At 37.7% G+C, this 26063-nt stretch carries 22 protein-coding genes; 7 read left to right on the top strand and 15 right to left on the bottom strand.

Annotated elements, in window-relative coordinates:
- Nucleotides 1-64: 64 nt before the first annotated feature.
- The 11 genes from FJR06_RS19615 to kdpA form a co-directional block, all read right to left on the bottom strand.
- On the bottom strand, nucleotides 65-679 hold the full coding sequence (locus FJR06_RS19615) for a CP12 domain-containing protein (protein ID WP_168652085.1): 615 nt from the start codon (nucleotides 677-679) through the stop codon (nucleotides 65-67).
- Between the two features lie 73 nt (nucleotides 680-752).
- Nucleotides 753-1298 (bottom strand): oxidoreductase, encoded by a 546-nt coding sequence (locus FJR06_RS19610; protein WP_168652084.1) that lies wholly within the window; start codon nucleotides 1296-1298, stop codon nucleotides 753-755.
- A gap of 70 nt (nucleotides 1299-1368) precedes the next feature.
- The gene (hoxU, locus tag FJR06_RS19605) at nucleotides 1369-2085 is read right to left on the bottom strand and encodes a bidirectional hydrogenase complex protein HoxU (protein WP_015079814.1); all 717 of its coding nucleotides are present in this window, start codon (nucleotides 2083-2085) and stop codon (nucleotides 1369-1371) included.
- Between the two features lie 82 nt (nucleotides 2086-2167).
- Nucleotides 2168-3772 (bottom strand): NuoF family protein, encoded by a 1605-nt coding sequence (locus tag FJR06_RS19600; protein ID WP_015079815.1) that lies wholly within the window; start codon nucleotides 3770-3772, stop codon nucleotides 2168-2170.
- Nucleotides 3759-4271 (bottom strand): bidirectional hydrogenase complex protein HoxE, encoded by a 513-nt coding sequence (gene hoxE / locus FJR06_RS19595; protein WP_015079816.1) that lies wholly within the window; start codon nucleotides 4269-4271, stop codon nucleotides 3759-3761. Before hoxE ends, FJR06_RS19600 begins: the two co-directional genes overlap by 14 nt.
- A gap of 188 nt (nucleotides 4272-4459) precedes the next feature.
- Nucleotides 4460-4990 carry a universal stress protein gene (locus tag FJR06_RS19590; RefSeq protein WP_015079817.1) on the bottom strand — a complete coding sequence of 177 codons (531 nt, stop codon included), beginning with the start codon at nucleotides 4988-4990 and terminating at the stop codon, nucleotides 4460-4462.
- Nucleotides 4991-5296: 306 nt separating this feature from the next.
- Nucleotides 5297-6418, bottom strand: a complete 1122-nt coding sequence (locus tag FJR06_RS19585) for a sensor protein KdpD (protein ID WP_015079818.1) — start codon at nucleotides 6416-6418, stop codon at nucleotides 5297-5299.
- A gap of 14 nt (nucleotides 6419-6432) precedes the next feature.
- Nucleotides 6433-7044 carry a K(+)-transporting ATPase subunit C gene (gene kdpC, locus FJR06_RS19580; protein WP_015079819.1) on the bottom strand — a complete coding sequence of 204 codons (612 nt, stop codon included), beginning with the start codon at nucleotides 7042-7044 and terminating at the stop codon, nucleotides 6433-6435.
- 101 nt (nucleotides 7045-7145) lie between these two features.
- Nucleotides 7146-7349 (bottom strand): K(+)-transporting ATPase subunit F, encoded by a 204-nt coding sequence (gene kdpF / locus FJR06_RS19575; protein ID WP_015079820.1) that lies wholly within the window; start codon nucleotides 7347-7349, stop codon nucleotides 7146-7148.
- Nucleotides 7350-7352: 3 nt separating this feature from the next.
- Entirely contained in the window at nucleotides 7353-9419 is a 2067-nt protein-coding gene (kdpB, locus tag FJR06_RS19570) for a potassium-transporting ATPase subunit KdpB (RefSeq protein ID WP_168652083.1), read from the bottom strand.
- 98 nt (nucleotides 9420-9517) lie between these two features.
- Complete coding sequence (gene kdpA, locus FJR06_RS19565) at nucleotides 9518-11212, bottom strand: potassium-transporting ATPase subunit KdpA (RefSeq protein WP_168652082.1); 1695 nt, start codon at nucleotides 11210-11212, stop codon at nucleotides 9518-9520.
- Between the two features lie 475 nt (nucleotides 11213-11687).
- Here kdpA and FJR06_RS19560 point away from each other — a divergent pair, with 475 nt between their 5' ends.
- Together FJR06_RS19560 and FJR06_RS19555 are read left to right on the top strand one after the other, a co-directional pair.
- Complete coding sequence (locus FJR06_RS19560) at nucleotides 11688-12842, top strand: sensor histidine kinase KdpD (RefSeq protein WP_015079823.1); 1155 nt, start codon at nucleotides 11688-11690, stop codon at nucleotides 12840-12842.
- A gap of 10 nt (nucleotides 12843-12852) precedes the next feature.
- The gene (locus FJR06_RS19555) at nucleotides 12853-13530 is read left to right on the top strand and encodes a response regulator transcription factor (protein ID WP_015079824.1); all 678 of its coding nucleotides are present in this window, start codon (nucleotides 12853-12855) and stop codon (nucleotides 13528-13530) included.
- A gap of 2 nt (nucleotides 13531-13532) precedes the next feature.
- Here FJR06_RS19555 and FJR06_RS19550 read toward each other — a convergent pair whose 3' ends face one another.
- From FJR06_RS19550 to FJR06_RS19535, 4 genes are read right to left on the bottom strand one after another with little or no spacing between them, the layout of a single operon-like run.
- Nucleotides 13533-13949 carry a type II toxin-antitoxin system VapC family toxin gene (locus FJR06_RS19550; RefSeq protein ID WP_015079825.1) on the bottom strand — a complete coding sequence of 139 codons (417 nt, stop codon included), beginning with the start codon at nucleotides 13947-13949 and terminating at the stop codon, nucleotides 13533-13535.
- Nucleotides 13936-14769 (bottom strand): SWIM zinc finger family protein, encoded by an 834-nt coding sequence (locus FJR06_RS19545; RefSeq protein WP_015079826.1) that lies wholly within the window; start codon nucleotides 14767-14769, stop codon nucleotides 13936-13938. Before FJR06_RS19545 ends, FJR06_RS19550 begins: the two co-directional genes overlap by 14 nt.
- Before the next feature lie 3 nt (nucleotides 14770-14772).
- Nucleotides 14773-15711: a DUF4351 domain-containing protein gene (locus tag FJR06_RS19540; RefSeq protein WP_168652081.1), complete on the bottom strand. Its 939-nt coding sequence runs from the start codon at nucleotides 15709-15711 to the stop codon at nucleotides 14773-14775.
- Between the two features lie 7 nt (nucleotides 15712-15718).
- A complete protein-coding gene (locus tag FJR06_RS19535; protein ID WP_168633146.1) occupies nucleotides 15719-18910 on the bottom strand; it encodes a DEAD/DEAH box helicase in 3192 nt (1063 codons plus the stop codon).
- A 193-nt stretch (nucleotides 18911-19103) separates the two neighbouring features.
- Here FJR06_RS19535 and FJR06_RS19530 point away from each other — a divergent pair, with 193 nt between their 5' ends.
- The 5 genes from FJR06_RS19530 to FJR06_RS19510 all read left to right on the top strand — a co-directional run bounded on the left by FJR06_RS19530 (nucleotide 19104) and on the right by FJR06_RS19510 (nucleotide 25954).
- Nucleotides 19104-20822, top strand: a complete 1719-nt coding sequence (locus FJR06_RS19530; RefSeq protein ID WP_168652080.1) for a serine/threonine-protein kinase — start codon at nucleotides 19104-19106, stop codon at nucleotides 20820-20822.
- A 137-nt stretch (nucleotides 20823-20959) separates the two neighbouring features.
- Nucleotides 20960-21202: a hypothetical protein gene (locus tag FJR06_RS19525; protein WP_168652079.1), complete on the top strand. Its 243-nt coding sequence runs from the start codon at nucleotides 20960-20962 to the stop codon at nucleotides 21200-21202.
- 608 nt (nucleotides 21203-21810) lie between these two features.
- Nucleotides 21811-22491: a Uma2 family endonuclease gene (locus FJR06_RS19520; protein ID WP_168633143.1), complete on the top strand. Its 681-nt coding sequence runs from the start codon at nucleotides 21811-21813 to the stop codon at nucleotides 22489-22491.
- Nucleotides 22492-23256: 765 nt separating this feature from the next.
- The gene (locus FJR06_RS19515) at nucleotides 23257-25413 is read left to right on the top strand and encodes a polyribonucleotide nucleotidyltransferase (RefSeq protein ID WP_015079832.1); all 2157 of its coding nucleotides are present in this window, start codon (nucleotides 23257-23259) and stop codon (nucleotides 25411-25413) included.
- A gap of 370 nt (nucleotides 25414-25783) precedes the next feature.
- Entirely contained in the window at nucleotides 25784-25954 is a 171-nt protein-coding gene (locus FJR06_RS19510) for a hypothetical protein (RefSeq protein ID WP_015079833.1), read from the top strand.
- Nucleotides 25955-26063 lie beyond the last annotated feature (109 nt).

The raw sequence follows: 26063 nt of genomic DNA, 5'->3' as shown, positions 1-26063 counted from the left end.
TTCCGCAACATTATCAAAGATTTTGTTGGGTTTCACTTTGTTCTACCCAACCTACGGATAGTAATTACAAATCATAAATTCTAGATTCTGCTAATTCTGGATATTCATCACAGTAATCTTCAAAGGCAGTTTTGAGAGGTTTTTCAGAGAGTTGGTGAGCAATTTCAGCTTGAATTTCTTCTATCACATCCCAAGCGGCTGCACATTCTGTGGAATTAATACCTTTTTCTGCACAAACAATTCGAGCTTTTTTAATTTCATCTTGTAATTCTTGTTCTAACAAAAATGAGCGCGGTTGTTCTAAACAACTACTTCTGGCTAAGATGTCAGTAAGTGAAATTATTCCTAATAATCTACCACTAATTACAGGCGCACGGCGGAGATGGTGGTTAGCAAATAATCTGGCTACATATTCTAAACCTAATTCTGGATTGACGACAATACAAGGTTTAGTCATAATTTCATAAACACGGATTTTATTTGGATCTTTGCTGTAGGAAATGACTTTATAAACAATGTCGCTTTCTGTGATAATTCCATAAGCATCTTGTTCATGACGACGATCTACAATTAATGCTCTCCAATCTCTAGCTTTCATTAAATCAACTGCTTCTTTGACTGTGGCTGAACTGCGAATCATTGCCACATCTTTAGTCATTACATCTGCTGCTGTTAACATAAGTCACCTCAGAAAAAATAGGAGTCAGGAGAAAGAAGAAGAAAGAAGATATTTATTTGGTCGTGATCACTAATTAACCAAATTTAATCATTTCTCGGCCGACAATTTCCGGTTTTTCTCCTTTTAATAGTGGTTCAAGTGCGGCACGAATGCGAGGTGCAGAAGGGGGACAACCGGGTAAATAAATATCAACTGATACTACCTTATGCACAGGGACAACTGTATCTAGTAAAGGGGGAACAATTCCTGGTGAATTGGGAATTTGTTGATTAATACAAGCCTCTTGAATATAAGCTAATTGTAGGGCTGGTTCAGCACCACCGGAAAGATTACGCAAAGCGGTAACATTACCAGTAATAGCACAATCACCAAAGGAAATTATTGTTTTAGTTCGGGTTCTAATTTTGTGAATTAATTCTAGATGTTCTTCATTAGCTATAGCACCTTCAACTAATACTACATCTACACCTTCGGGATATTCTTTAATATCAGCTAAGGGACTATAAACTATATCTACTTGTGCGGCTAAATCTATTAACCATTCATCTAAATCAAGGAATGACATATGACAACCAGAACAACCACCTAACCACACCGTTGCTAATTTAATTTTAGTCATTTTTTTAGATTTTTAGATATTTAAAATTCATGTATTTCTCCCTTTGCGCCTCTGCGTGAGATACTAGATATTAAAAATTCCATTGTTTTTTCTCTCGTGCAGTTACTAAAAATTCAATTTTGCCCCGATCATGTTTCATTTCACCAACACTTGAACCCTTATCAAATAACGCTCCTGTGGGACAGGCATTTACACATTTACCGCAGGAAGTACAAGTTTGGGAAGTTCCCCAAGGTTGATTTAAATCAGTAATTACGTGAGATTTTGATCCTCTTCCTGCCATATCCCAAGTATGTGCGCCTTCGATTTCATCACAGACCCGAATACAGCGAGTGCAAAGCACACAACGATTATGATCTATGCCAAAAAGATGATGAGAAGTATCAACAGTTCGCTGAGGATTTTGATATTCTAAGCGGAGATGATCCATGCCCATTTCTATGGCTAAATCTTGTAATTCACAGTTACCATTAGCAACACAAACGGAACAAACATGATTACCTTCGGCAAATAACATTTCTACAATTGTCCGCCGATATTTTTGTAAGCGATCGCTATTTGTATTTACCTCCATTCCTTCTATCACTTTTGTCACGCAAGCAGGTTGTAATTTATTACTTCCCGCAATTTCCACCAAACATAAACGACAAGCACCAATATCATCTACACCTTCTAAATGGCACAATGTAGGAATATGAATACTCGCTTCCTGCGCTGCTTCTAGTAAGGTTTCATTCTCACGAGCGCTAATCAATTCCCCATTTATTGTTAAAGTTTTTACAGTCATAATAATTTGGTAATTGGTAATTGGTAATTGGTAAATAACTCTTACCAGTAACAACTGACAACTGACGACTGACAACTGACCACTAACTACTGACTAATTCCAAATATTCATCTCGAAAATATCGCAAAGTGCTAAAAACTGGATTTGGTGCAGACTGTCCTAAACCACATAAACTTGTGTGTTTTACCATATCGCAAAGTTCCTCCAATAAATCTAAATCAGCTAGTGAACCTTTTCCTTGACTAATCTTTGTTAATAAACCGTGTAATTGCACAGTTCCTACACGACAAGGAATGCACTTACCGCAAGATTCATCCATGCAAAATTCCATGAAAAAGCGAGCGACATCTACCATATTTGTAGTTTGATCCATGACAATCATTCCCCCCGAACCCATCATTGAACCCAAGGCGGTTAAGGATTCATAATCTACAGGTGTAGCAAAAGCCGACGCAGGAATACATCCCCCTGAAGGACCGCCGGTTTGTACTGCTTTAGCAATACCATTGTCGGGAACACCTCCTCCCATTTCCTCGACAATTTCTTGTAAAGATGTTCCCATTGGGACTTCTATTAAACCCGTGTTGCGGATGTTTCCAGCTAACGCAAATACCTTTGTGCCTTTGCTTTTACCAATACCGATATTAGCAAACCAGTCAGCACCTTTACGAATAATCGGCGCAATATTGGCAAAGGTTTCCACATTGTTAATTAACGTCGGATAGCCCCATAAACCGGACTCAGCCGGGTATGGTGGCCGGGGATGAGGGACACCACGTTTACCTTCAATGGAAGCCATTAAAGCCGTTTCTTCACCGCAGACATAAGCACCCGCACCAATGCGAATTTCTACTTTAAAATCAAAGGGAGAGTCAAAGATTTGTGAACCCAAAAGCCCTAAGTGTTGGGCTTGACGAATAGCAATTTCTAGCCGTTGAATAGCAATAGGATATTCTGCCCTAACATAAATATAGCCTTGATTTGCCCCGATAGAGTAGGCAGCGATCGCCATCCCTTCCAAAACTCGATGGGGATCACTTTCCAATACACTCCTATCCATGAATGCACCAGGATCACCTTCATCAGCATTGCAAATTACAAACTTCCTCTCACCGGCGGATTTTGCTACTGTTCCCCATTTTAAACCAGTGGGATAACCAGCACCACCGCGTCCCCTTAAACCACTTTTAGTAATAGTTTCTACCACCTGACTAGGTTTCATTTCCCGTAGCACTTGGTAAAGGGCCTGATAACCATCAGCCGCAATATAAGCTTGAATCCGTTCCGGGTCAATTTTACCACTGTTTTCTAGAACAATCGGCAATTGACGGCTAAAAAATGGCTGATTTAAATCACCCTGTTGTAAATTTGTGACTTTTCCATTTACCCCCACAATAATTTCGGCTGCATTTTCCGGGGTAACTTTTTGATACAACTTCGATATGAGTGAATTTTCCTGGTTTTCTACCTGTACCAATGGTCCGTGACAACACAGACGCATACAACCCACACCAGAAACTTGCACAGTATCTTGTAAACCCGCAGCTTTCACAGATGCTTCGAGATTGTCTTTCACAGCTTGAGAATCAGAAGAGAGACAACCCGCAGCAGTACAACACCGAACTTGCACAGATTTCCGTTGAGAAAGTTCCGTTTGGGCAATTTCTAATAACTCATTTAGTTCCATTTTGCCACCATTCTCCCACTTTTTCGCAAACCGATTCTGGAGTTTGATTACCTAAAATAGCACCATCAAACACTACCGCAGGGGCAATTCCACAAGCCCCCAAACATCTAGCCGTCATCAAAGAAATTTGACCATTTGCAGTAGTTTCTCCTGCATGAATTTGCGTAAACTGTTCCACATTTGTTAAGATCGCTGTTGAGCCTTTAACATAACAAGCTGTACCCGTACAAACCACACAATTATGAACCCCTTTCGGTGCTAGGGAAAACAAATGATAGAAGGTAGCTACCCCATAAACCCGACTCGGTGGTAACTTGAGACTATGGGAAATGTAAAGCAATAAATCCAGTTCTAAATAACCAAATAGTTCAGAAGCCCGATGCAGAATTTCAATGAGTGCATCTTGTTGATATTGATTACGCTTAATAGTTGCGTCTAAAATCTTTAAACGCTTGTCTCCACTTGGATGAGTTGAAGAAAGTGGAACTGATGTTTTCATATTTTTCACGCAAGTGTCACACTAAAAATCTGTTGTCGGGTGCGTCAGAAGGCATAAATCCTGTAAATAAACAGATTGTTGATATCTGACGCACCCGACAAATATTCATCCCTCTTTATCTGTGTTTATCTGCGTTTATCTGCGGTTAATAATTCTTGAAATCTGATTCTATGCAGCTTCAATTAGCATTAATTACTAAATGTAGTAGCTGCTGAAGTAACATTTACCGCTTGGGAACTAATAGGAACATGAACAATCTGCACTGAACAGGGTGCATGATGTAAAACATAATTACTCACACTACCGAGAAAAAATTCCGTCAGTCCAGAACGTCCCCGTCGTCCCATCATAATTAAGTCAGCATTCCAGTCAATGGCTAATTCACAAATCATTCGTCCTGGATTACCAGTATTTTGTGTAAATTCCGTATTAACACCAGATTTATTAGCTTGAGCGCTCCATGACTGTAACATTTGCAAGCCTTCATTTTTAAATTTTTCCCAATGCTCTTGGTATAATTTAAAACTTTGCTCATTCCAACCGGGATAGTAGTCAATATTGGGGAAAACCAGCGCCTCTGGACTGCCTTCTTCTTCTTGTGATAAAACGTGCAGTAACATTAAGTTTGCAGATGTGATCTTGGCTAAAGATAAAGCTTGTTCAAAAACTTTTACGCTCATTTCTGAGCGATCTACTGCGACTAAAATTCTGTTAAACATATATACCTCGATGTTAGCTTGCTAACTAATGATAATGAGTATATTCGGCTTTTTAGGTTAATATTTGGTAAAAGCATCCTTAATATTCACTAACAATCATACAACAGGGGTCAAGAGTCAAAGCCTTTTATGGCATAGTTTTGTAATTAAATTTTACACTTCATATAACTACAATATCTTGCATCTATACACAAAGAATTTGGGTAACTGGTGAGAATAGATATTTAAGTTAATGTTCGATATTTATACTAGACGAAAAAGAAAAAAATTGCATCTCATCGAAGATAGATTAAAAAATATTAAAATTTATTTCTCTGTAGCGATAATATGTAAATCTATGTTTTGATTTCTGATTAACTCCAGCAAGCGTTGTGTAAAAGAGCGTTTGAAAAATCTTTTCCATCGAGGTTGCTGACTTTCACCAATAACTATCTGAGTGATATGATAAGTTGCGGCAATTTGGGCAATTGTTTGAGAAACATTGTGATTTTTAATATGGAGAAATTCACCAGCGAATTCAAGACATAGTTTTTCACAAGTATCAATGTGTAAACTTTCTTCCTTACTGAGAAAACGTTCAGGATCTGCAATAAATAGAGTATAAAGTTTGGCATTCATATAATTAGCAAGTCGCGCACCACGCCGTAATAATTGAATCGAATTGGGATAAGTAGATACACATACTAAAACTCGTTCGTGGACATTACAAATTTGCCCAGCAGAAATGGAAGTATTTGCTTCTTCTTCAACCGTATCTGCGACTTCTCTTAGTGCTAATTCTCGCAAAGCAATCAGATTTCGACGTTGAAAAAAGTTTTCTAAAGATTGCTCAATTTTATCAGGAGTATAGATTTTACCTTCCCGTAAGCGTTCTTCTAAAGTTTCTGGAGTCACATCAATCACAACAACAGCATCAGCTTCATCTAAGAGAAGATCAGGGATACGTTCTCTCACCACAACACCCGTAATTCTAGCTACCAAATCATTCAAACTTTCTAGATGTTGAATGTTGACAGTAGAGTAAACATCTATACCTTCTGCTAAAATTAATTCTACATCTTGATAGCGTTTTTCTCTAGCTGAACCGGGGATATTTGTATGCGCTAATTCATCAACTAAAACCAGTTGGGGAGAGCGTTTAAAAATTCCCTCTGTGTCCATTTCTTCAAGGTTGATATTTTTGTGAATAATGACTTTTCTAGGAATTACCTCCAATCCTATCGCTTTTACCGCCGTATCTTTGCGTCCATGAGTTTCTAACAAGCCAATAACAACATCAATACCATCTTTTTTAAGTTGATGTGCTTCCTCTAGCATTCTATAAGTTTTCCCCACACCGGGAGCCATACCAATGAAAATTTTATGCTTTCCGCGTCGAGCAGGACGAATATAAGAACTGTCAGGAGAAGGGGTAGAGGGATTAAACATGAAGAAATTCCTACTTATTTACTAATTTTATCCACTGCTAGATTTAGTTTTAAAACATTTACTCCCGGTTCACCAAAAATACCCAAGAAACGACCATCAGTGTTTTGAGAAATTAAAGTTTCCAACTGCTTTGGTTCAACTCCTCGCGCTTTTGCTACTCTGGCAATTTGTACCTTAGCACTTTCAGGAGTAATGTGAGGATCAAGACTCGAACCAGAAGTATAAACTAAATCCGCAGTAGGTTGGATACCCGCTTTTTTAAGTCGCTGAATTTCACCTTCATTCCCATTAATACGTTCTAGTAATGCTGGATTACTGGGAGCTAAATTACTAGCACCAGATACCCCCGTCTTCAAAACACCAACTTCATCCTTTTTAGGGTCTGCTGTGCTGTAATTAGTAGTGCTAGGACGACCCCAAAAATACTTTTCACTGGCAAAAGGTTGACCAATTAAAGCTGAACCAATAATCACACCTTGAGAATTTTTAATTAAACTACCATTAGCCTGATCAGAAAAAACAACTTGTCCCGAAATCAACATAAATAACGGATAAATAAAAGCCGTTATCACCCACAAAACCAAAGTCGAACGAATCGCCTTACTAACTTGATGTCTCTGACTCATATTCAAACCTCCCTAATTTAAAAAACCACAACAAAATATATTTCTTCCTTTGCGCCTTTGCTCCTTAGCGTCTCTGCGCGAAATAAAAAATATGGTTCATATTAAAACCTCTCAGGCTGAAAAATCACCACAAACAAATAAACACAAAGACACAGAGTAACAAGCCCCAACAAAGTAATCGTATAAGCCGAAAAACGCGATTCTGCTACCGAAGTCGCTGCTTGAACTGCTGGTGCTAATAATAAATTCAAGCAAAGTAGTAAAAACAGACCCAGAGGAACACGATGACCTTTAGAAATTGTCATTGATTAAGCTAATCCTATAGATACAATGAAAACGTCAATAATTTTGATAGCAATAAAAGGAGCTATTACGCCACCTAATCCGTAAATAAAGATGTTCCGTTGCAAAAGTTGGTTAGCAGTGAGAGGACGAAATTTCACCCCAGTTAATGCTAAGGGAATTAAAGCCGGAATAATCAAAGCGTTGTAAATCAAAGCTGATAAAACTGCTGATTGGGTACTTGCCAAACCCATAATATTTAAACCATTTACCCCAATCCCAGGGAAAATTGCTGGAATAATTGCGAAGTATTTAGCGACATCATTAGCGAGAGAAAAAGTTGTTAAAGCCCCACGGGTAATTAGTAATTGTTTACCAATAGTGACAATATCAATTAATTTTGTCGGGTCAGAATCCAGGTCTACCATATTAGCAGCTTCCTTTGCAGCTTGTGTACCAGAATTCATTGCTACACCAACATTCGCTTGTGCTAAAGCTGGGGCATCATTAGTACCATCTCCAGTCATAGCGACTAATTTTCCTTGTGCTTGTTCGCTGCGAATTACTTCAATTTTGTCCTCTGGAGTTGCTTCAGCAATAAAGTCATCTACACCAGCTTCTTCGGCAATTACAGAAGCAGTGAGACGGTTATCTCCTGTCAGCATCACAGTTTTAATTCCCATTCTTCGCATTTGATCAAATCGTTCTTTAATCCCCGGTTTAATAATATCTTTAAGATAAATTACACCGTAAATATCATCATTTTTACAAACTGCTAATGGTGTTCCCCCTAATTTAGAAACTCGCTCGTAAGCCGTATTAAGTTCTGCGGTTAATTGTCCATTACGAGAACGCACAAATCCTTTAATTGCATCTACAGCCCCTTTGCGAATTTCGATACCATTCGGTAAATCAATGCCACTCATACGCGTTTTTGCTGAAAATTCAATTCCTGCCGCAGTTGTGGGATTAAAACTCAATTTTGCTCCTAATGATTCGGCTAATTTAACAATTGATTTTCCTTCGGGAGTTTCATCAAAAATACTGGATGCCAAGGAAATTTGGGCAACTTCATTGAGAGAATGACCTTTAACAGGAATAAATTCTTCCGCCATGCGGTTTCCTAATGTAATTGTTCCCGTTTTGTCTAAAACCAAAGTGTTAATATCTCCACAGGCTTCTACAGCCCTTCCAGATGTGGCTATGACATTAAATTGAGCCACTCTATCCATCCCGGCAATGCCAATTGCACTCAATAATCCGCCAATTGTAGTAGGAATTAACGCCACTAATAAGGCAATTAATACCGCAATACTCACAGGTGATTTAACATAAACTGACACTGTTGGTAGCGTGACAATTACCACTAAAAAAACTTGAGTTAGCACTGCCAAAAGTACAGTTAAGGCAATTTCATTGGGGGTTTTAGTGCGAGAAGCCCCTTCTACTAAAGCAATCATTCTATCAATAAAACCTTGACCTGGATCTGATGTTACCCTAATAGTTAGTTCATCAGAATTAATGCGCGTTCCTCCCGTTACAGAACTAGCAATATCAGTTCCTGGTTGTTTTAAAACTGGCGCAGATTCTCCAGTAATAGCAGATTCATCTACAGAAGCCACACCAGCAATTACTTCTCCGTCTGCGGGGATAACATCACCAGCGATAACTTTAATTTGATCACCACGACGCAAAGTAGCAGAATTAACTTCTTGAATAGAACCGTCAGGGAGAAGTTTTCGGGCTACAACATCGGATTTTGTCGCCCGTAATGAGTCAGCTTGCGCTTTTCCTCGTCCTTCTGCTACCGCTTCGGCGAAATTTGCAAAAATAAGAGTCAAGAACAGAATTATGGTAATTAGACCGTTAAAAAGTCGCGGATTATTATCAGGAGTAATCCCAAAAAGATTTGGTTCAATAGTTACTAAAGCTGTAACAATCGTCCCCACCCATACCAAAAACATAACTGGATTTTTTAGCATATTGCGTGGGTCTAATTTGACAAATGCTTGTTTAAATGCTCTAGTATAAATTCCAGTATTTTTAACTTTGGCAGTATGTTTTCGTTCTTGTCGAGTTTTTGTAGTTTTCATGGATGTTTAGTTATTCAAAAATGTCAGGGACGAACCACAGAGGCACAGAGGACGCAGAGAAATAAAAGATTGAAACATATTTTGTGTAAGTCATAAGTTTATTTGGAAATTAAAAACCATTCTGCAATTGGACCTAAAACTAATACAGGAAAGAAAGTCAGCGCCCCAAGAATTAAAATTACTCCTCCTGTAACTCCAGTGAATAAACCAGTGTCGGTTCTGAGAGTACCGGCAGTCATAGGAACTGGTTGTTTGTTGGACATACTATCTGCTAATAGCAACAAGGCAATAATGGGAATATAACGTCCTGCGAGAATACTGAAACTAGCACTGAGATTCCACCAAAGTCCTGTTGCTGCTGGTTGACTATCAGCTAGTCCTTCAAAGCCAGAACCGTTATTTGCGGCTGCGGAAGCATATTCATAAACTACTTGAGAAACGCCATGAAAGCCTGGGTTACTAATACCTGAAAGTGCATCGGGAAAAGCAAAAACTATTGCCCAAGGAATGAGAATGGCGAAGGGGTGAACTAATAAAACAACGCTGGACAGAACGATTTCTTTTTTCTCTATTTTGCGACCTAAAAATTCTGGAGTCCGTCCTACCATTAAGCCGGTTAAAAACACTGCTAAAATATAGTAGATAAATAAATAGGCTGTCCCAGTTCCTTGGACTCCCCAAACGATTTGCAAGAATAAATTAAAGAGAAATACAAATCCACCTGGGGGCATAAATGAGTCGAGAAGTGCGTTAACAGCACCACACATTGTCCCGGTGGTAATAGTTGCAAATAATGAACTTTGCGCCCAACCAAATCTTACTTCTTTTCCTTCTAAATTGGGTTGTTGTGATCCTAAAAGAGAATTAACTAAGGGATTTCCTTGATACTCACCAATTGTAGTCACAATCCACAAGATGGTAAAGATAGTAAATACCATCCAAAATGCTAACCATGCCTGTTTGAGATTGTTAGCAAATACGCCATAGGTGTAAATTAGTGCTGTGGGGATAGAAATCATGCCCCAGGTTTGCAATAAGTTAGAAAAACCACTGGGATTTTCAAAGGGATGTGCTGAGTTAATAGCAAAAAAACCACCACCGTTCTCACCAATTTGTTTAATCGCTTCCATGTGGGCAACTGGTCCGCGAGCGATCGCTTGAGTAGCACCTTCTAATGTTGTCGCTGTTGCCACTCCGGCAAGGGTTTCAGGCACACCAGCCATGATCAATAACAATCCCATAATGATTGACATGGGCAACAAAATCCGCGTAATTGACTTGGTGATGTCAATATAAAAGTTACCCAATGTTCTGCCAGTTAAGCCCCGAATAAAGGCAATTCCTACCGACAAACCGGTCGCTGATGAAACGAACATCAAAAAACTCAAAGCGAATGTTTGACTGGCATAACTCAAGGTTGTTTCTCCAGAATAATGTTGTTGATCTGTATTAGTCAGAAAAGAAAAAGTCGTGTGTAATGCTGTATCCCAAGTTGGTGTACCTAACCCTGTCGGATTGAATGGTAGCCATGCTTGAGTTATCAAAATAGTAAATACCAAAATCCCCATAACGATATTACTGTAAAGTACAGCTTTGGCATATTGCCAACCTGTCATTTCATCTTGAGGACGAACTCCAATTAAAACAAAAATTATTCTTTCTATGGGATTTAACACAGAGTCAAGCAGTGTGCTTTCTCCTAGAAAAACGCAAGCGATATATCTCCCTAATAAAGGAGTGGTGGCAATGACAATGATTAATGTCAATGCAATTTGTATCCAACCTTGTAACATGAATTATAAAATCTCCTCAAAGAAAGTTGTTATGGCTTTTCAGTATTAAGCAGTCAGCTAAAAACAGATTTTACGGGTTTTCAAGTGGGGGGAGGCTGACATCAGTAATTAATATTCAGAATGCTTATCAATTCAATTCTTCCTAATAGCTGACGGCTAAATGCTTACTTTCAGTATCATTTTTGTTAATTATTTCATCCTAAAAATCCTGATTTAGATAGTAATCTTGAGATGATTAATTTATATCATCAATTATTGTGGCAATAAAAACAAGGAGTACAAGGATATAAAAATCGTTTATTTTTCTATTTGTGTGTCTACCCAAAGATATATATCAGTGTTTAGTAAAGTTTAGAGGAAATCTAAACGCTAGTAAACAAGATCCCATCAAGATCTCTGACTTCTTTAAGAAGTCGGGGATCTGAGCCTTGATAATTGTTATAGTTATATAAGTTGAGAAAAGGTAAGTTAGTAAATGGCATCTTTAAAAAATAAATTAATAAACAATAACTTACGTCTTAGTAAAATATTACTAATTGTCACTATATTTATCTTTCTAGCAGTTTTAGAATATTCCACCCCCAATGATTATGTTTTTGGATATCTCTACAGTGGAGCAATTTTATTAGTCAATTCTTGGTTTGGGGGAATGGCAACAATAGGCGCAACATTTCTTGCTGTTTTTCTAACTATGTTAAATGCGTGGATACCTGGAGGTGAATCAATTCGAGCTTCTACTGTTGCCAGTCGAGTAATTGCTGCAATAGCTTTGATAGTCACCGGATTTTTAAGTCAGCGATTACGAAAATCTCAAAAAGCCATTGCCCTCACTCAAACTAAACTCGAATCCCAAGCCCAATTAGTGAGACTAAGAGAAGATTTTGCTTCCACACTTACTCACGATTTAAAAACGCCACTTTTAGGAGCAGTTGAAACTATTAAAGCCTTTCAAAAAGAAAAATTTGGTGCAGTTTTACCAACCCAACAGAAAGTTCTAGCAACAATGGCACGCAGCCATGAAACTTCCCTTGATTTATTAGAAACTTTGTTAGATGTTTATCGCAATGATACAGAAGGCTTAAAACTAGATTTAGCTCCTGTGGATTTAAGTATCTTAGCAGAAACAGCAACGGCTACTTTAATTGAATTAGCAGCAAATCGTCGCATTCATCTATCATTAAACTATGGTGATTCTGATTGGAAACGCTCTCTTTGGGTGCGCGGTGATGCTTTGCAACTGCAACGAGTTTTTAGCAATTTGCTGATTAATGCTATTAACCATTCTCGACGCGGTGATCATGTCGAAATTGTCTTAGAACCGCAAACTTCCTATCAAGTTGTCAAAATTTTAGATACAGGTGCAGGTATCCAACCTGAACAGTTTTCCCACTTATTTGAACGATTTTACCAAGGAAATAGCGATTCCTACGGAGCGCTAGTTCCCTCCGGGACGCTCCGCGAACGCTATCGCGGTGAGCTTTGCCAACGCCAAGCTAAAGGTTCGGGATTAGGACTTTATTTATCTCGGCAAATTATTGAAGCTCATAACGGTATAATATGGGCAGAAAACAGAGTTCCCAATGGCGCTATTTTTGCCTTCAAGCTCCCTGTTTTGCCATTTCAATCTTAAATAACATCAGATGTCTTCTACCCCCATAAAAATCCTCCTAGTTGAGGATGATGAACTTTTCCGTTTGGGCTTGCGTGTGCGATTGCAGCAAGAAACTGGTTTGGAGATTATCGCGGAAGCGGAAGATGGTGAAACAGCCATTGAGTTAGTCAACCAGCACCCTCTTGATGTCGTTATTTTAGATGTAGGATTACCAGGAATTGGCGGGATTGAAGCCTGTTATCAAATTAAACAAAAATATCCTAATTTGCCAGTTTTAGTCCTCACTTCCCATTCCCAAAAATCTCTGATTACGCGGTTAATTGAAGTGGGCGCTCAAGGTTATTGTCTTAAAGGTGTTGCGGCTGAAAAATTGGTATTGGCTCTGTATTCCGTCGCATCTGGGGCATCTTGGTGGGATGAAACTGCAACTAGGGAAATTCGTTCTACCTTTGCATCAGATCATCACCATTTTGAATCAGAAAATAGCTCAAAGCCTACTCATAAACTAACACAAAGAGAACAAGAAATTTTATTACTATTGGCAGCGGGAAAAACTAATCAAGAAATTGCTCTGGCACTTTATATTACACCGGGAACAGTGCGGGTTCACGTCCATACTATCTTACATAAACTAGAAGTGAGCGATCGCTCTCAGGCTGTTGTTGTGGCTTTACAAAAACGGTTGATTAAAAATGATTTAATTTAATTTTATTCCTCTTGCAACCAATCTTCTAATTGCAATTCTTTAATTCTTAATAAATCAGAATCATGGGAAACTAAAATTAAATTGTGGATAATAGCTGTAGCTGCTATAAATATATCGGCTTCTTGAATTGGTAAACCTCTTTGTTTCAAATCAGCATAGATTTCCGCAGCTTTTTGAAATATAGCCATATCATCTAATAGTAATACCTTGTATTCATTGCCTAAATTTTCTAAGTTGATTAACTTTCTCGTAGCTTTGACAGCTAGAAATCCCCGTTGAATTTCATAGTAAGTCATTCCACTGATAAAAACTTTTTCTCCTTGAGTACGTAATTTGTCTAATTTAATAATAATTTTTGGATTATTTCTGAAAATTGCTGCAATAATATTAGTGCGTTTCCCCTGCTTATTGTCCCACATTCATCGCTGCTACAAATGCCTTTTGACTCACATCTTGATAAATGGCTTTTAAATATTTCATCACCAATTCACTAGCAGGTAAATTAGTTGTATTTCCCTCATCTTTCGCTAAGGGAATTGTCCCTAATACATCTAATACTGTTTCACTAACAGCAGGTGAAATAACTACTAAAGACGATTCTAACGGCTGATTATATTGCCAAAAATCATCTATTTTAACGGGATATTGATGTTCAGAAACTTCTGGTTGAATTGCCGATATTTCCTGAATTGTTTCTACATTTTTAGTGCTGCGTAATTGACGTAAATCGCTGATAATTTGCTCTTTGGTGCGTCCACGTAATTGAAATAATACAAATGGATCTTCACTAAAGCGATCGCCTAATTGATAATATACTGCACCTATATGTTTACAAGGAACGGCTTTATCAGGACAAGAACATTTACTGTGAACATCAGTCAGAGTAAAGGGAAACAATGATAAACCATTACTGATAAAAACTTCTTCAATATTTTGTGGCATTTCCCCCGCTAATAACTTAGCCGCAAAAATCGCCTTTTGAGACATTGTTTCCACCACATAACCCCATTCTTCCTCACTAAAAGCATCAAGAGATAAAGAAACTTTATAAGGTTCTGCTTCACTACCTTGGACTCTAGCTAATACTTTCGCAGCTTTAAATCTAATACTCAAAACATTTCCTTGTCGAGAATAATTTCTTGCCCGTTCTAAGCGCTTTTTAAATCGGTAAGAATCCAGTAAATCGAGCCATCTTTGTGACCACCATTCCCGACTTGCTTGTAAGGTTTCGTTACTCATATATTAAAGATTATCTAACCAATTTTGCAAATCTTCCACAGTATCTAAATCAAATATTGCTTCTCCCAAAGTCTCAATGATTTCTATATTTAAACTTCTAATTTCAGTTTCTAATTCTCGATCAATTTGTCCAAACTTCCTATTAATTAAACGGAGAATTAAATTTTTTTCTCGTTCAATTCCTCGTTCAATTCCTCGTTCAATTCCTCGTTCAATTCCTTCTTCCATCCAACTGGTGACAATTTGCATAACTTCCTCCTTTTCTTCTTTGATTAATGTACCTATTTCTGTTTGAAATTTCTCTTCTTCTATTTTATTCAATCTCAAATATGTGTCAATGAAACCTGATATTAATTGCATTTTGGCTGGATTTAATTTTAAGGTGACTAATAACCTTAAACATTCTGCTTTGACTTTTGGCCTATCTTCTGGCACTATGCTCATTTTTGACATCAAAGCTGATGCAACCGGATTTTGACGGGCTAAAAAGTCTCGCCAGTTGAGTTGATTCAGTTGCACTACTTGATAATTAAATTTTAGCACTTGAAAATCAGGAAAGTTGATTTGATAGTTATTCACGGCTACGGTTTTGGGTGAGTCGTAGGAAAATATCACTATCGGATATATTGGTAAGTCCAATTTTTCATCTAATCTGGCAAAATAACGAAACATTCTTTGATTAAATTTCGGTCTTGCACCTGATTCGGCTTCAATATGAATCACAAAATAAGAAGGTTGACCTAAAAATTTAACTTTGGCTATCAGGTCGGTTTCATATTTGTCTCCTGCGGTAACATCAGTAAATATTTCCTTGTCTAAGAATATAATTGATTCTGTGTCTATATATTCGAGAACTTGAGGAAAGAATAATTCTATAAATTCTATGAAAAAAGTTGATATTAGTTCTTTGAATAAGCGGTCATGGTCTATGTTTTCTGTCATATCTTCCTTAAACTTCATCTTCTTCGATGACTGCATTCCGATCTAATATTAATAAGTTGCGAAGTTGGTCTGTATCCATTTCCGTTAACCAATCTTCTCCTGCACCTACTACTTGTTCTGCGAGTTGTTTTTTACTTTCTATCATATCATTAATTTTTTCTTCTAAAGTCCCAGTACAGACAAATTTATGAACTTGGACATTGCGAGTTTGACCAATTCTAAATACTCTGTCTGTGGCTTGATTTTCCACTGCGGGATTCCACCATCTATCAAAGTGAAATACATGATTTGCCCTAGTTAAATTTAAGCCCACACCACCAGCTTTTAACGATAAAATCATAATTGGTGGTCCTTGGGGGTCATGTTGGAATCTATCAATCATTTCTTCTCTTTGTTTTTTGCTGGTACTACCATATAAAAAGAATATTTCCCGTCCTAATTTCTTTTCTAAATAAGGTTTTAGCAATTTACCCCATTCAGCAAATTGTGTGAAAATTAAAGCGCGGTCTTCTTCTACTAAAACTTCATCTAACATTTCCTCTAGTCGTTGTAATTTAGCTGAATGATGTTTTTCTAAAGTTGCTAATTTTAAATATTGAGAAGGATGATTACATATCTGTTTTAGCTTCACTAATAATCCTAAAATCATCCCCCGACGTTGTAAACCTTCCGCAGATTCAATTGCTACTAAAGATTCATCTACTAATTGTTGATATAGTGTAGCTTGTTCGGAAGTTAATCCACAAAAAACCGTCATTTCTTGCTTATCTGGCAAGTCTTGAATAATGTCTTTATCACTTTTTAACCGTCGCAGAATAAAAGGTTGAACTAAAGAACGTAATTGATTTAAAGAAGCAGTATCACCATACTTTTCAATCGGCATAGCAAACCGTCTTTGGAAAAATTGTTTATTCCCTAAATATCCAGGATTAAGAAAATCTAAAATAGACCATAATTCTTGTAATCTATTTTCTACAGGTGTACCAGTTAAAGCAATCCGAAATGTGGTTTCTAATTGCCGGACGGCTTGTGATTGTTTTGCTTCGGAATTCTTGATATTTTGGGCTTCGTCTAAAACAATTATTTGCCATTCAATTACTTTCAATAACTTAATATCGCGGTGAATCAGTGCATAGCTAGTAATTACTATATCGTGTTTATTAACTGCTTCTGTAAATGCTTTACCTTTAGGGCGTTTATCACCGTGATATTCTAAAACTTTGATTGTGGGGGCAAATTTTTTGACTTCTTTTTGCCAATTGCCCATAACTGAAGTAGGACATACTAAAAGCGTCGGTTTTTCTAATGCGTTTTGTTCTTGGAGATGAAGTAGGAAAACTATAAACTGTACCGACTTACCTAATCCCATATCGTCCGCTAAACAAGCGCCCAAACCCCATCTTTCTAAAAACGCTAACCAAGCTACACCACGTTCTTGATAAGGTCTTAATTGTCCGGTAAAATTGCCAGGAGTTGGTAAAGTTTGAATTTCTTGATTATTAGTTAATGTCCCAATTAATTCTTCCAATGCACCGGAAGCTTCAAAACTGACAACAGGTAATTTTTCAATTACTTGAGTATCTCCTTTACTAATGCGTAAAGCATCTTCTAAGGAAAGAGACATTTGTTCTTTACGGGAACTAAAAAAAGTTTGGGCAGTTTTAATATCTTGGGGACGCAATTCTACCCATTCACCATTAATTTCGACTAAAGGACTATTTAATTTTACCAGTTTATCAAACGCAGCTTTAGAGATTGTTTGTCCACCAATTGCCAAATGCCATTGAAAATTTAATAAACTTTGTAAACCCAAACGTCCTGATTTTTGTTGAGGAGTTTCGGCACTAATTTTTAACCCTAAACGATTTGCCCACCCTTCCCGATTTGCTAAACTAGGAGGTAAAATTACGCCTAAACCACTATCTTCAAATTTCCAAGTTACAGCTTTGATAAATTCATAAGCTTCCATGGGGGTAAGGTGACAAAATTCGGGAGATGCAGTTTCTAAACTAGGGGTAATTATCGGATACAATCGAGAAGCTAAACCCAAACCTCGCAAAAATGTTTCTTGAGGTTGTGCGATTGTGCGATTTTGATAAACTAATTTTTCTACAGATTGATGCCAAATTGTCGCTGCGTCTATTAACAATTCTGGGTTATCTGCTGCTTGGAGAAAATATTTTAAAGTCCAATTTGGGTCTTCATTTTCTGGAGGCAGTAATTGAAAACAAGTTCTAAATAAAGCCTTACCTGTAAGTTGATATTGTAATGGTAAAGTCCAAGCTTTTAACGTAGTTTCTAAACGTTCTCCTCCTGCTGCATCAATTATATTATTTTCATTAATTAATCCTTGTAACCATTGCTGTAATGCCGCAGGTAAGGACATCATGATTCTAGGTTCAAGAGGAGATTGAGAACCAACCATTAACCGCAATTGATTATCTGTAATATTATTGAGAAATGATAATATAATTTCTTGAGGTATTAATGGTAAATCAATTGCTATATTTTCGGTAGTCTGTTGATATGTTCGACAAGCTAAGGGCATTTGTGAGGCGAATTTCTCTAACCTAGTGACATCTACAGCACTATCTAAAAGTACCTGCCATTTGGCAATTAAATTACTATCTTGTTTTTCAACAGTTGGTAAAAATTTACAACGAGAAATTAAGTCTAAATGCCATCTGTAAATATGTACCCAAAAATGAATATCTGCACCTAATAAAGCTGCTTTACTATCATTTGCACTCAAAGGTAAAGATGAGAGAAATTGAATTGCTAATGCCGGAGTGAGACAAAAACCATCAATTTGCCAAGGATGTAAATATTGTGAAGATGGAGGATCTATATCTACGCTGACAGAATGAACTGGAGAAATTGTGGTTAACCCTGATTTTTTATTTTCTAAAAAATAAGTTGGTAAAGAAACAGTTTGAGAATGAAGAGGTAATTTTATTTCTGTTGATGGTTTACTTTTAAGTTTTTGTTTAGTAGTAGGAGATGGCTGAATTACATTAGCAATTGATAAATTAGATGCTTCTAACCATTCATTTAATTCCACTGATGTCATAGCCAATGGATGTAAAGGAATTTCCGCAGATACCTCAGTATGTACCTGCGAAGAACGCCAAGTTTCTCCCCAAATAAAGAAATAACTATTTTGATTATTTAGTATCCAAGTTCCGTGTAAAGTTGCCATGTTTAAATAGACTAATTATTTTTTTAATTGTTATGTTGCATCTTGAGCAAGAGCGGAAGATACTGAATCTGCTCCTCCAACTTAAATAGTAACAAACGTTGGACTGAAACAAAACTTTTACAGTCTGATTTTCAACCATCCCTACTTATAGTAAAATCAAAATGCACTATTATACTTATTCCCTCTTAGAAATATGAGCATCTACCCAGATTTCCAAGAACAAGGCTATCAGGTTATTAGAGAACTAGGACGCAACCGGGAAGGTGGTAGAATTACTTGGTTAGCAACAAATATTAACACAGGGCAAGCGGAGGTAATCAAACAGTTTTGTTTTGCTCAAGCGGGTTCAAGTTGGTCTGGTTCAGAAGCCCACGCACGAGAAATACAGGTACTTAAAGGATTAGATCATCCTGGTATTCCCAGTTACTTGCATTCCTTTGAAACCTCCGATGGTTTTTGTTTAGTTCAAGAGTATATTAATGCTTCTACTTTAGCAGAACCTCGCAGTTTTTCACCAGAAGAAATTAAACAAATTGCAGTTAAGATTTTAGAAATTCTTGTATATTTACAAAATCGGATACCGTCGGTAATTCATCGAGATATTAAACCAGAAAACATTTTAGTAGATGAACAAATCAATGTCTATTTAATTGACTTTGGTTTTGCTCGTATTGGTAGTCATGATGTAGCTGGAAGTAGTGTTTTTAAAGGAACTCCTGGTTTTATTCCCCCAGAGCAAATGTTTAAGCCAACAAACGCTACAGATTTGTATGCTTTGGGTGCAACTTTAATCTGTTTATTAACAGGAATCAAGTCAACAAAAATAGATGAATTACAAGATGAAGATGATCCTTATTTGATTAAATTTCGTCATCTTTTACCCCAGGTAAGTTTGCGGTTTATCGGTTGGTTAGAAAAAATGGTACAACCGAAACAAAAAGACCGATTTACTAATGCAGAATTAGCTTTAGAATCACTCAAACCCCTTGATGTTATTCGTGTACCAGCAGTTGATTTTAGTGAGACGGTTTTAGAGTTTAAAGCGAATAGGCTGGGGGAAAAATTAAGAAGGGATATTACTATTGAAAATCCCATACCAGATACTTTATTAGAAGGTAAATGGGAAGTTACACCCCATCCTCAAGACCCTCCCCATACACCAGATCATCATGCTTGGATTTCGGTTAAACCTGCTCAGTTTAGCAGCAATCATATTCGTTTTCAGGTTCAGGTAGATACGAGTAAATTAATGGCTGATAAGCAGTATAAACGTCAATTAATTCTTCATAGTAATGCTTATCCAGCCAGTCATACTTTAACGGTGAAGGTGCAGACGGCGGCTTTACCCATTGAGAAGATAAAATTGCCCTATTGGCGTTTAATTGCGATGTTTTTACTGGTTGTGGTGGCAACTTGGAAGGTATCTGATTATGTAATTCGCTTTTATGTAATTAGCGTTGTGTCTGGCGTGGTGTCTGGCTTGATAATCGGCTTGAGGTCTATAATTGATAAGGATATGGCTAAGGCTATGGCTGAGGCTATGATTGCGAGTATGTTTCTGAGTCTGGGTATGGTGTTTCTGCAACTGTCTGCAGGTCTTGGTCTGGGTATGGTGTTTCTGAATCTGTCTGCGGATCTGCGTCTGGGGTTTCTGAGTCTGGTTGTGAGTACGGCTGTGATTCTGGCTATGAGGCTGGCTGAAAACTTGTTTACTAGTATACTAATACTACTCATATTAGGATTGGGAATTAGTGTAGGAACGGGAATAATAATAGACTTTAACACATTTATTTTGTTAGCACTCACTGGAACGAGTTTACCTGCACTTTCTATGCTGCTTTATCCACCCCTAAAAAGACGTAAATTAATTGCTAAATATCGTCAGTCTGAGGAATCTTTAATTAAGCCGTGAAAATGTCAGTCATGTAGGTTGGGTTAAGCGACAGCGCAACCCAACAAAAGATATAATAAAAATATCTGAATCAGGATAACCAGGATTAAAGGATTAAAGGATTAAAGGATTTACAGGATGAAGGGATTAAATATTTATTGTCTGAATCAGGATACCCAGGATTTAAGGATTTACAGGATGAAGAGATTAAATATTTATTGTCTGAATCAGGATATCCAGGATTTAAGGATTTACAGGATGAAGGGATTAAATATTTATTGTCTGAATCAGGATATCCAGGATTTAAGGATTTACAGGATGAAGGGATTAAATATTTATTGTCTGAATCAGGATATCCAGGATTTAAGGATTTACAGGATGAAGAGATTAAATATTTTTAATAATCACCAAATTCTGTGGATCTGACAATTCTGTGAACGATGATAAAAATATCTTATTAAGCATGAATAGGATTACATTACTTTCACCATCAAATATTTTATTCAGCAATCCTATGTCCTGCAAATATGCCAATCATAAAAATCCAAATCCCAACAGAAATCCTGTACATCCTTAAATCCTGCACATCCTGATTCAGACAAAAATATTTAATTATTCAAATCATCAAAATCTAAATCCCAACAAAAATCCTGTACATCCTTAAATCCTGGACATCCTGATTCAGACAAAAATATTTAATTATTCAAATCATCAAAATCCAAATTCATACAAAAATCCTGTAAATCCTTTAATCGGTGGATATCCTGATTCAGACAAAAATATTTAATTATTCAAATCATCAAAATCCAAATCCCAACAAAAATCCTGTAAATCCTTTAATCCTGGACATCCTGATTCAGACAAAAATATTTAATTATTCAAATCATCAAAGTCATGTAGGTTGGGTTAAGCAACAGCGCAACCCAACAAAAGAATAATATAATATTGGGTTTTCTCAACCCAACCTACATAATGCTATAATCAACAAATAACTACTTGGTATCACATCATGATGATTACTCAAGAATTAGAATGTCAAGAAAACATCTCCCAAGATGTAATATTTCCCCCAAGTGATTTATATAGTGATGAACCAACCGTGGAAACAGAACTACATCTAAGACAAATAATTCTACTGTTCAAATGTCTAGAATGGTTATGGAAAGATAGAAATGATTTCTATGCTGCGGGAAATCTCACCATTTACTATAGTCCTAATCAGAAAAAATCTGAATATTTCCGAGGTCCAGATTTCTTTGTCGTCTTAGGAACAGAACGCAAAACTCGCAAAAGTTGGGTGGTGTGGGAAGAAGATGGTAAATATCCTAATTTCATTTTAGAAATTCTCTCACCAACTACAGCTAATACAGATAGAGAATATAAAAAAGAACTTTATCAAAATACTTTCCGCACACCTGATTATTTTTGGTTCGACCCTTATACACTAGAATTTGCAGGTTTTCATTTAGTAGACGGAGAATATCAACCTTTAGAACAAAATCAGCAAGGACATTTGTGGAGTCGTCAGCTAGGTTTATATTTAGGAATTTATCAAGGACTATTACGGTATTTTACCCCAGCAGGAGAGCTAGTTCCCACACCTGAAGAAACCGCAGAAAAAGAAACTAAAAAATCAGAACGTTTAGCAGCAAAATTGCGGGAGTTAAATATAGATCCTGATACAATTTAATGTAGGTTGGGTTAAGCGACAGCGCAACCCAACAACAGCTTTAATAAACCAATGATGAAAATGTCTGAATCAGGATATCCACCGATTAAAGGATTGTCAGGATGAAGAGATTAAATATTTTTGATAATCACCAAATTCTGTGGATATGAAAATTCTGTGAATGACGATAAAAATATCTGAATCAGCATGAATAGGATTACATTACTTTCACCATCAAATATTTTATTCAGCAATTCCATACTCTGCGAATCTGCCAATCATAAAAATCTAAATCCCAACAAAAATCCTGTACATCCTTAAATCCTGGATATCCTGATTCAGACAAAAATATTTAATTATTCAATTCCGAAAATCCAAATCCAAACAAAGATCCTGTACATCCTTAAATCCTGGATATCCTGATTCAGACAAAAATATTTAATTATTCAATTCCGAAAATCCAAATCCAAAGAAAAATCCTGTAAATCCTTAAATCCTGGACATCCTGATTCTGACAAAAATATTTAATTATTCAATTCCGAAAATTCCTTTTTAATGACAGGGGTAATTACGATGCAGTTACTTGCCTCTTAATTGATTGATAAAATATTATTAAATCGTTCAGCAAAAAGATAACTTAGAACACAAACCCAGATATGAAGCCCGTTGTACAGCTAACTTAGAGAATTTTGTTGTATGTTTGTTCATTACAGAAGCCGTCTAGACTGCATAAATGTTAGGATTGCCACAGAGTGAGAATCGCGTAAGAGAAGGAAAAAAAACTGAATGGCAGAATTTGAAAAGTCAATATCCTTTGATGGACGGGATATTCGACTGACGGTTGGCCTACTAGCCCCCCAAGCAGGTGGGTCGGTTTTGATACAATCAGGAGATACAACTGTTTTAGTAACGGCTACAAGGTCAGCAGCGCGGGAAGGCATTGATTTTTTGCCACTGACCGTAGATTACGAAGAAAGATTGTACGCAGCGGGAAGAATTCCTGGGGGAATTATGCGCCGAGAAGGTCGTCCACCGGAAAAGTCAATTCTTACCAGTCGGCTGATTGACCGTCCACTCCGTCCTTTATTCCCTTCATGGTTGCGGGATGACTTGCAAGTTATGGCAATAACTATGTCAATGGATGAGCAAGTCCCTCCTGATGTGTTAGCAGTAACAGGTGCTTCAATTGCTACCCTCATTGCCCAAATTCCTTTTAATGGACCCATGGCCGCAGTGCGAGTAGGCTTGGTGGGGGATGATTTTATTATTAACCCTACCTATGCAGAAATTGCAGCGGGAGATTTGGATTTAGTCGTCGCCGGTTCACCAGATGGGGTAATCATGGTGGAAGCGGGTGCAAATCAATTGCCAGAGCGAGATATTATTGAAGCGATTGATTTTGGCTACGAAGCAGTTCGGGATTTAATTCAGGCCCAGTTAGATTTACTGGATGAACTAGGTCTCAAACTGGTGCAAGAAGCACCACCAGAACCAGATCAGACATTAGAAAACTATATCCGCGATCGCGCTAGTAATGAGATTAAAAAAATCTTAGCGCAATTTGAGTTAACTAAAACTGATCGTGATATTGCTTTGGACGCAGTTGAAGATAGTATTGCTGATGAAATCAAAGCTTTACCAGAAGAAGACCCCATTCGCATTGCTGCTACAGCAAACTCTAAAGCTCTTGGCAATACATTCAAAAGTATTACTAAATACTTCATGCGCCGTCAAATTGTCGAAGATAATGTCCGCGTAGATGGTCGCAAACTTGATGAAGTCCGCCCTATATCTTGTCGAGTTGGCATAATACCCAAACGAGTTCATGGTAGCGGTTTATTCAATCGGGGACTGACTCAGGTACTATCAATGTGTACCCTTGGGACTCCCGGAGATGCCCAAAACCTCAACGATGACTTGCAACTAGAACAAACCAAACGTTACCTGCATCACTATAACTTCCCTCCCTTCTCCGTCGGCGAAACCAAACCATTACGCGCCCCTGGGAGACGAGAAATCGGACATGGTGCATTAGCAGAACGGGCATTATTACCTGTACTACCATCCAAGGAAAAATTTCCCTACGTAATTCGCGTAGTATCAGAAGTTCTTTCTTCCAATGGTTCGACTTCAATGGGTTCAGTTTGTGGTTCTAGCCTATCCCTCATGGATGCCGGTGTACCAATTACTAAACCTGTGAGTGGTGCGGCAATGGGCTTGATTAAGGAAGGGGACGAAGTGCGAATCCTTACCGACATTCAAGGCATTGAAGACTTTTTAGGTGATATGGACTTCAAAGTTGCCGGTACAGATACTGGGATTACCGCTTTGCAAATGGATATGAAAATATCTGGGTTGCCTTTAGAGGTAATTGCCCAAGCTGTCAACCAAGCCAAACCTGCCCGGTTACATATTCTGGAAAAAATGCTCCAGACTATTGACACACACAGGGAAGAAACTTCACCCTATGCCCCACGTCTGTTGACCATCAAGATTGATCCTGACATGATTGGTCTAGTCATTGGACCTGGAGGGAAAACCATCAAGGGGATCACTGAAGAAACTGGTGCAAAAATTGACATCCAAGATGATGGTACTGTCACCATTTCCGCAGTTGATGAAAACCGAGCTAAGAGAGCGCGGAATATCGTTCAAGGCATGACTCGTAAACTCCATGAAGGGGACGTTTACATCGGTCGTGTGACACGAGTTATACCCATTGGTGCTTTTGTGGAGTTCTTGCCCGGTAAAGAAGGCATGATTCACATTTCTCAGCTTGCTGACTATCGCGTTGGCAAGGTTGAAGATGAAGTAGCTGTTGGTGATGAGGTGATTGTCAAAGTGCGAGAAATTGACAATAAGGGACGAATTAACCTCACACGCTTGGGTATTCACCCAGATCAAGCAGCAGCAGCACGGGAAGCAGCAGCCGTAAACCATTAAATCGCTGGTTGGATTTTAGATTTTAGATTACAGATGAATCGCAAATCTAAAATCCGCGATGCCTTGCTAGTAGGCATCGCTGTCGAATTCTTTATTATTTAAGTATAAAAAATTAAATTTAATTGGGTTGTTAAAATAGAATTTTCCTCCTCACCCTGATGATATGATGGCGCAGTCCTTACGCCCCTAGGAGTTTGCGATCGCTAAATTCTGGTTGACATTAGACTTTTTAGTGCGATATAATGGTATGCTATTTAAAGTGTATTGATTGCTGCACTAGGCTAAAAAAGTATATCAATAATATCGGTAGCTAATATGGCCTAAGTAATGCCTAGATGCCAATTTTTTGTTGTTTATTAATGAGGTGAATATGGCAAAGCGCCGTAACCCGAAAAAAGAAAAGGCGCTACGAAACCAGGCCTACGCCAGAAAGTTTCGTAAACGTACCACCACAGGTAGAATGGGCAGAAGATTCCAACAAAGACCGCCCAAGAGTGAAGAGGAAGACACAGGCGCAGCAGCAATGGACGCTGCTGATTAGTACGTCTGGTTAAATTTTACTCTTTCATATTCTGAATTTTTAGGGTGTACACGAGTACACCCTTATTTGTTGTCAGTGGTCAGTAGGGGCGAAGCATTTGGAAGATAAA

The organism is Dolichospermum sp. UHCC 0352 (assembly GCF_009711925.1).
Lineage (GTDB): Bacteria > Cyanobacteriota > Cyanobacteriia > Cyanobacteriales > Nostocaceae > Dolichospermum > Dolichospermum lemmermannii.
The sequence above is the reverse complement of the archived record's forward strand: the minus strand, read 5'-3'. Positions and strand labels throughout refer to the sequence as shown.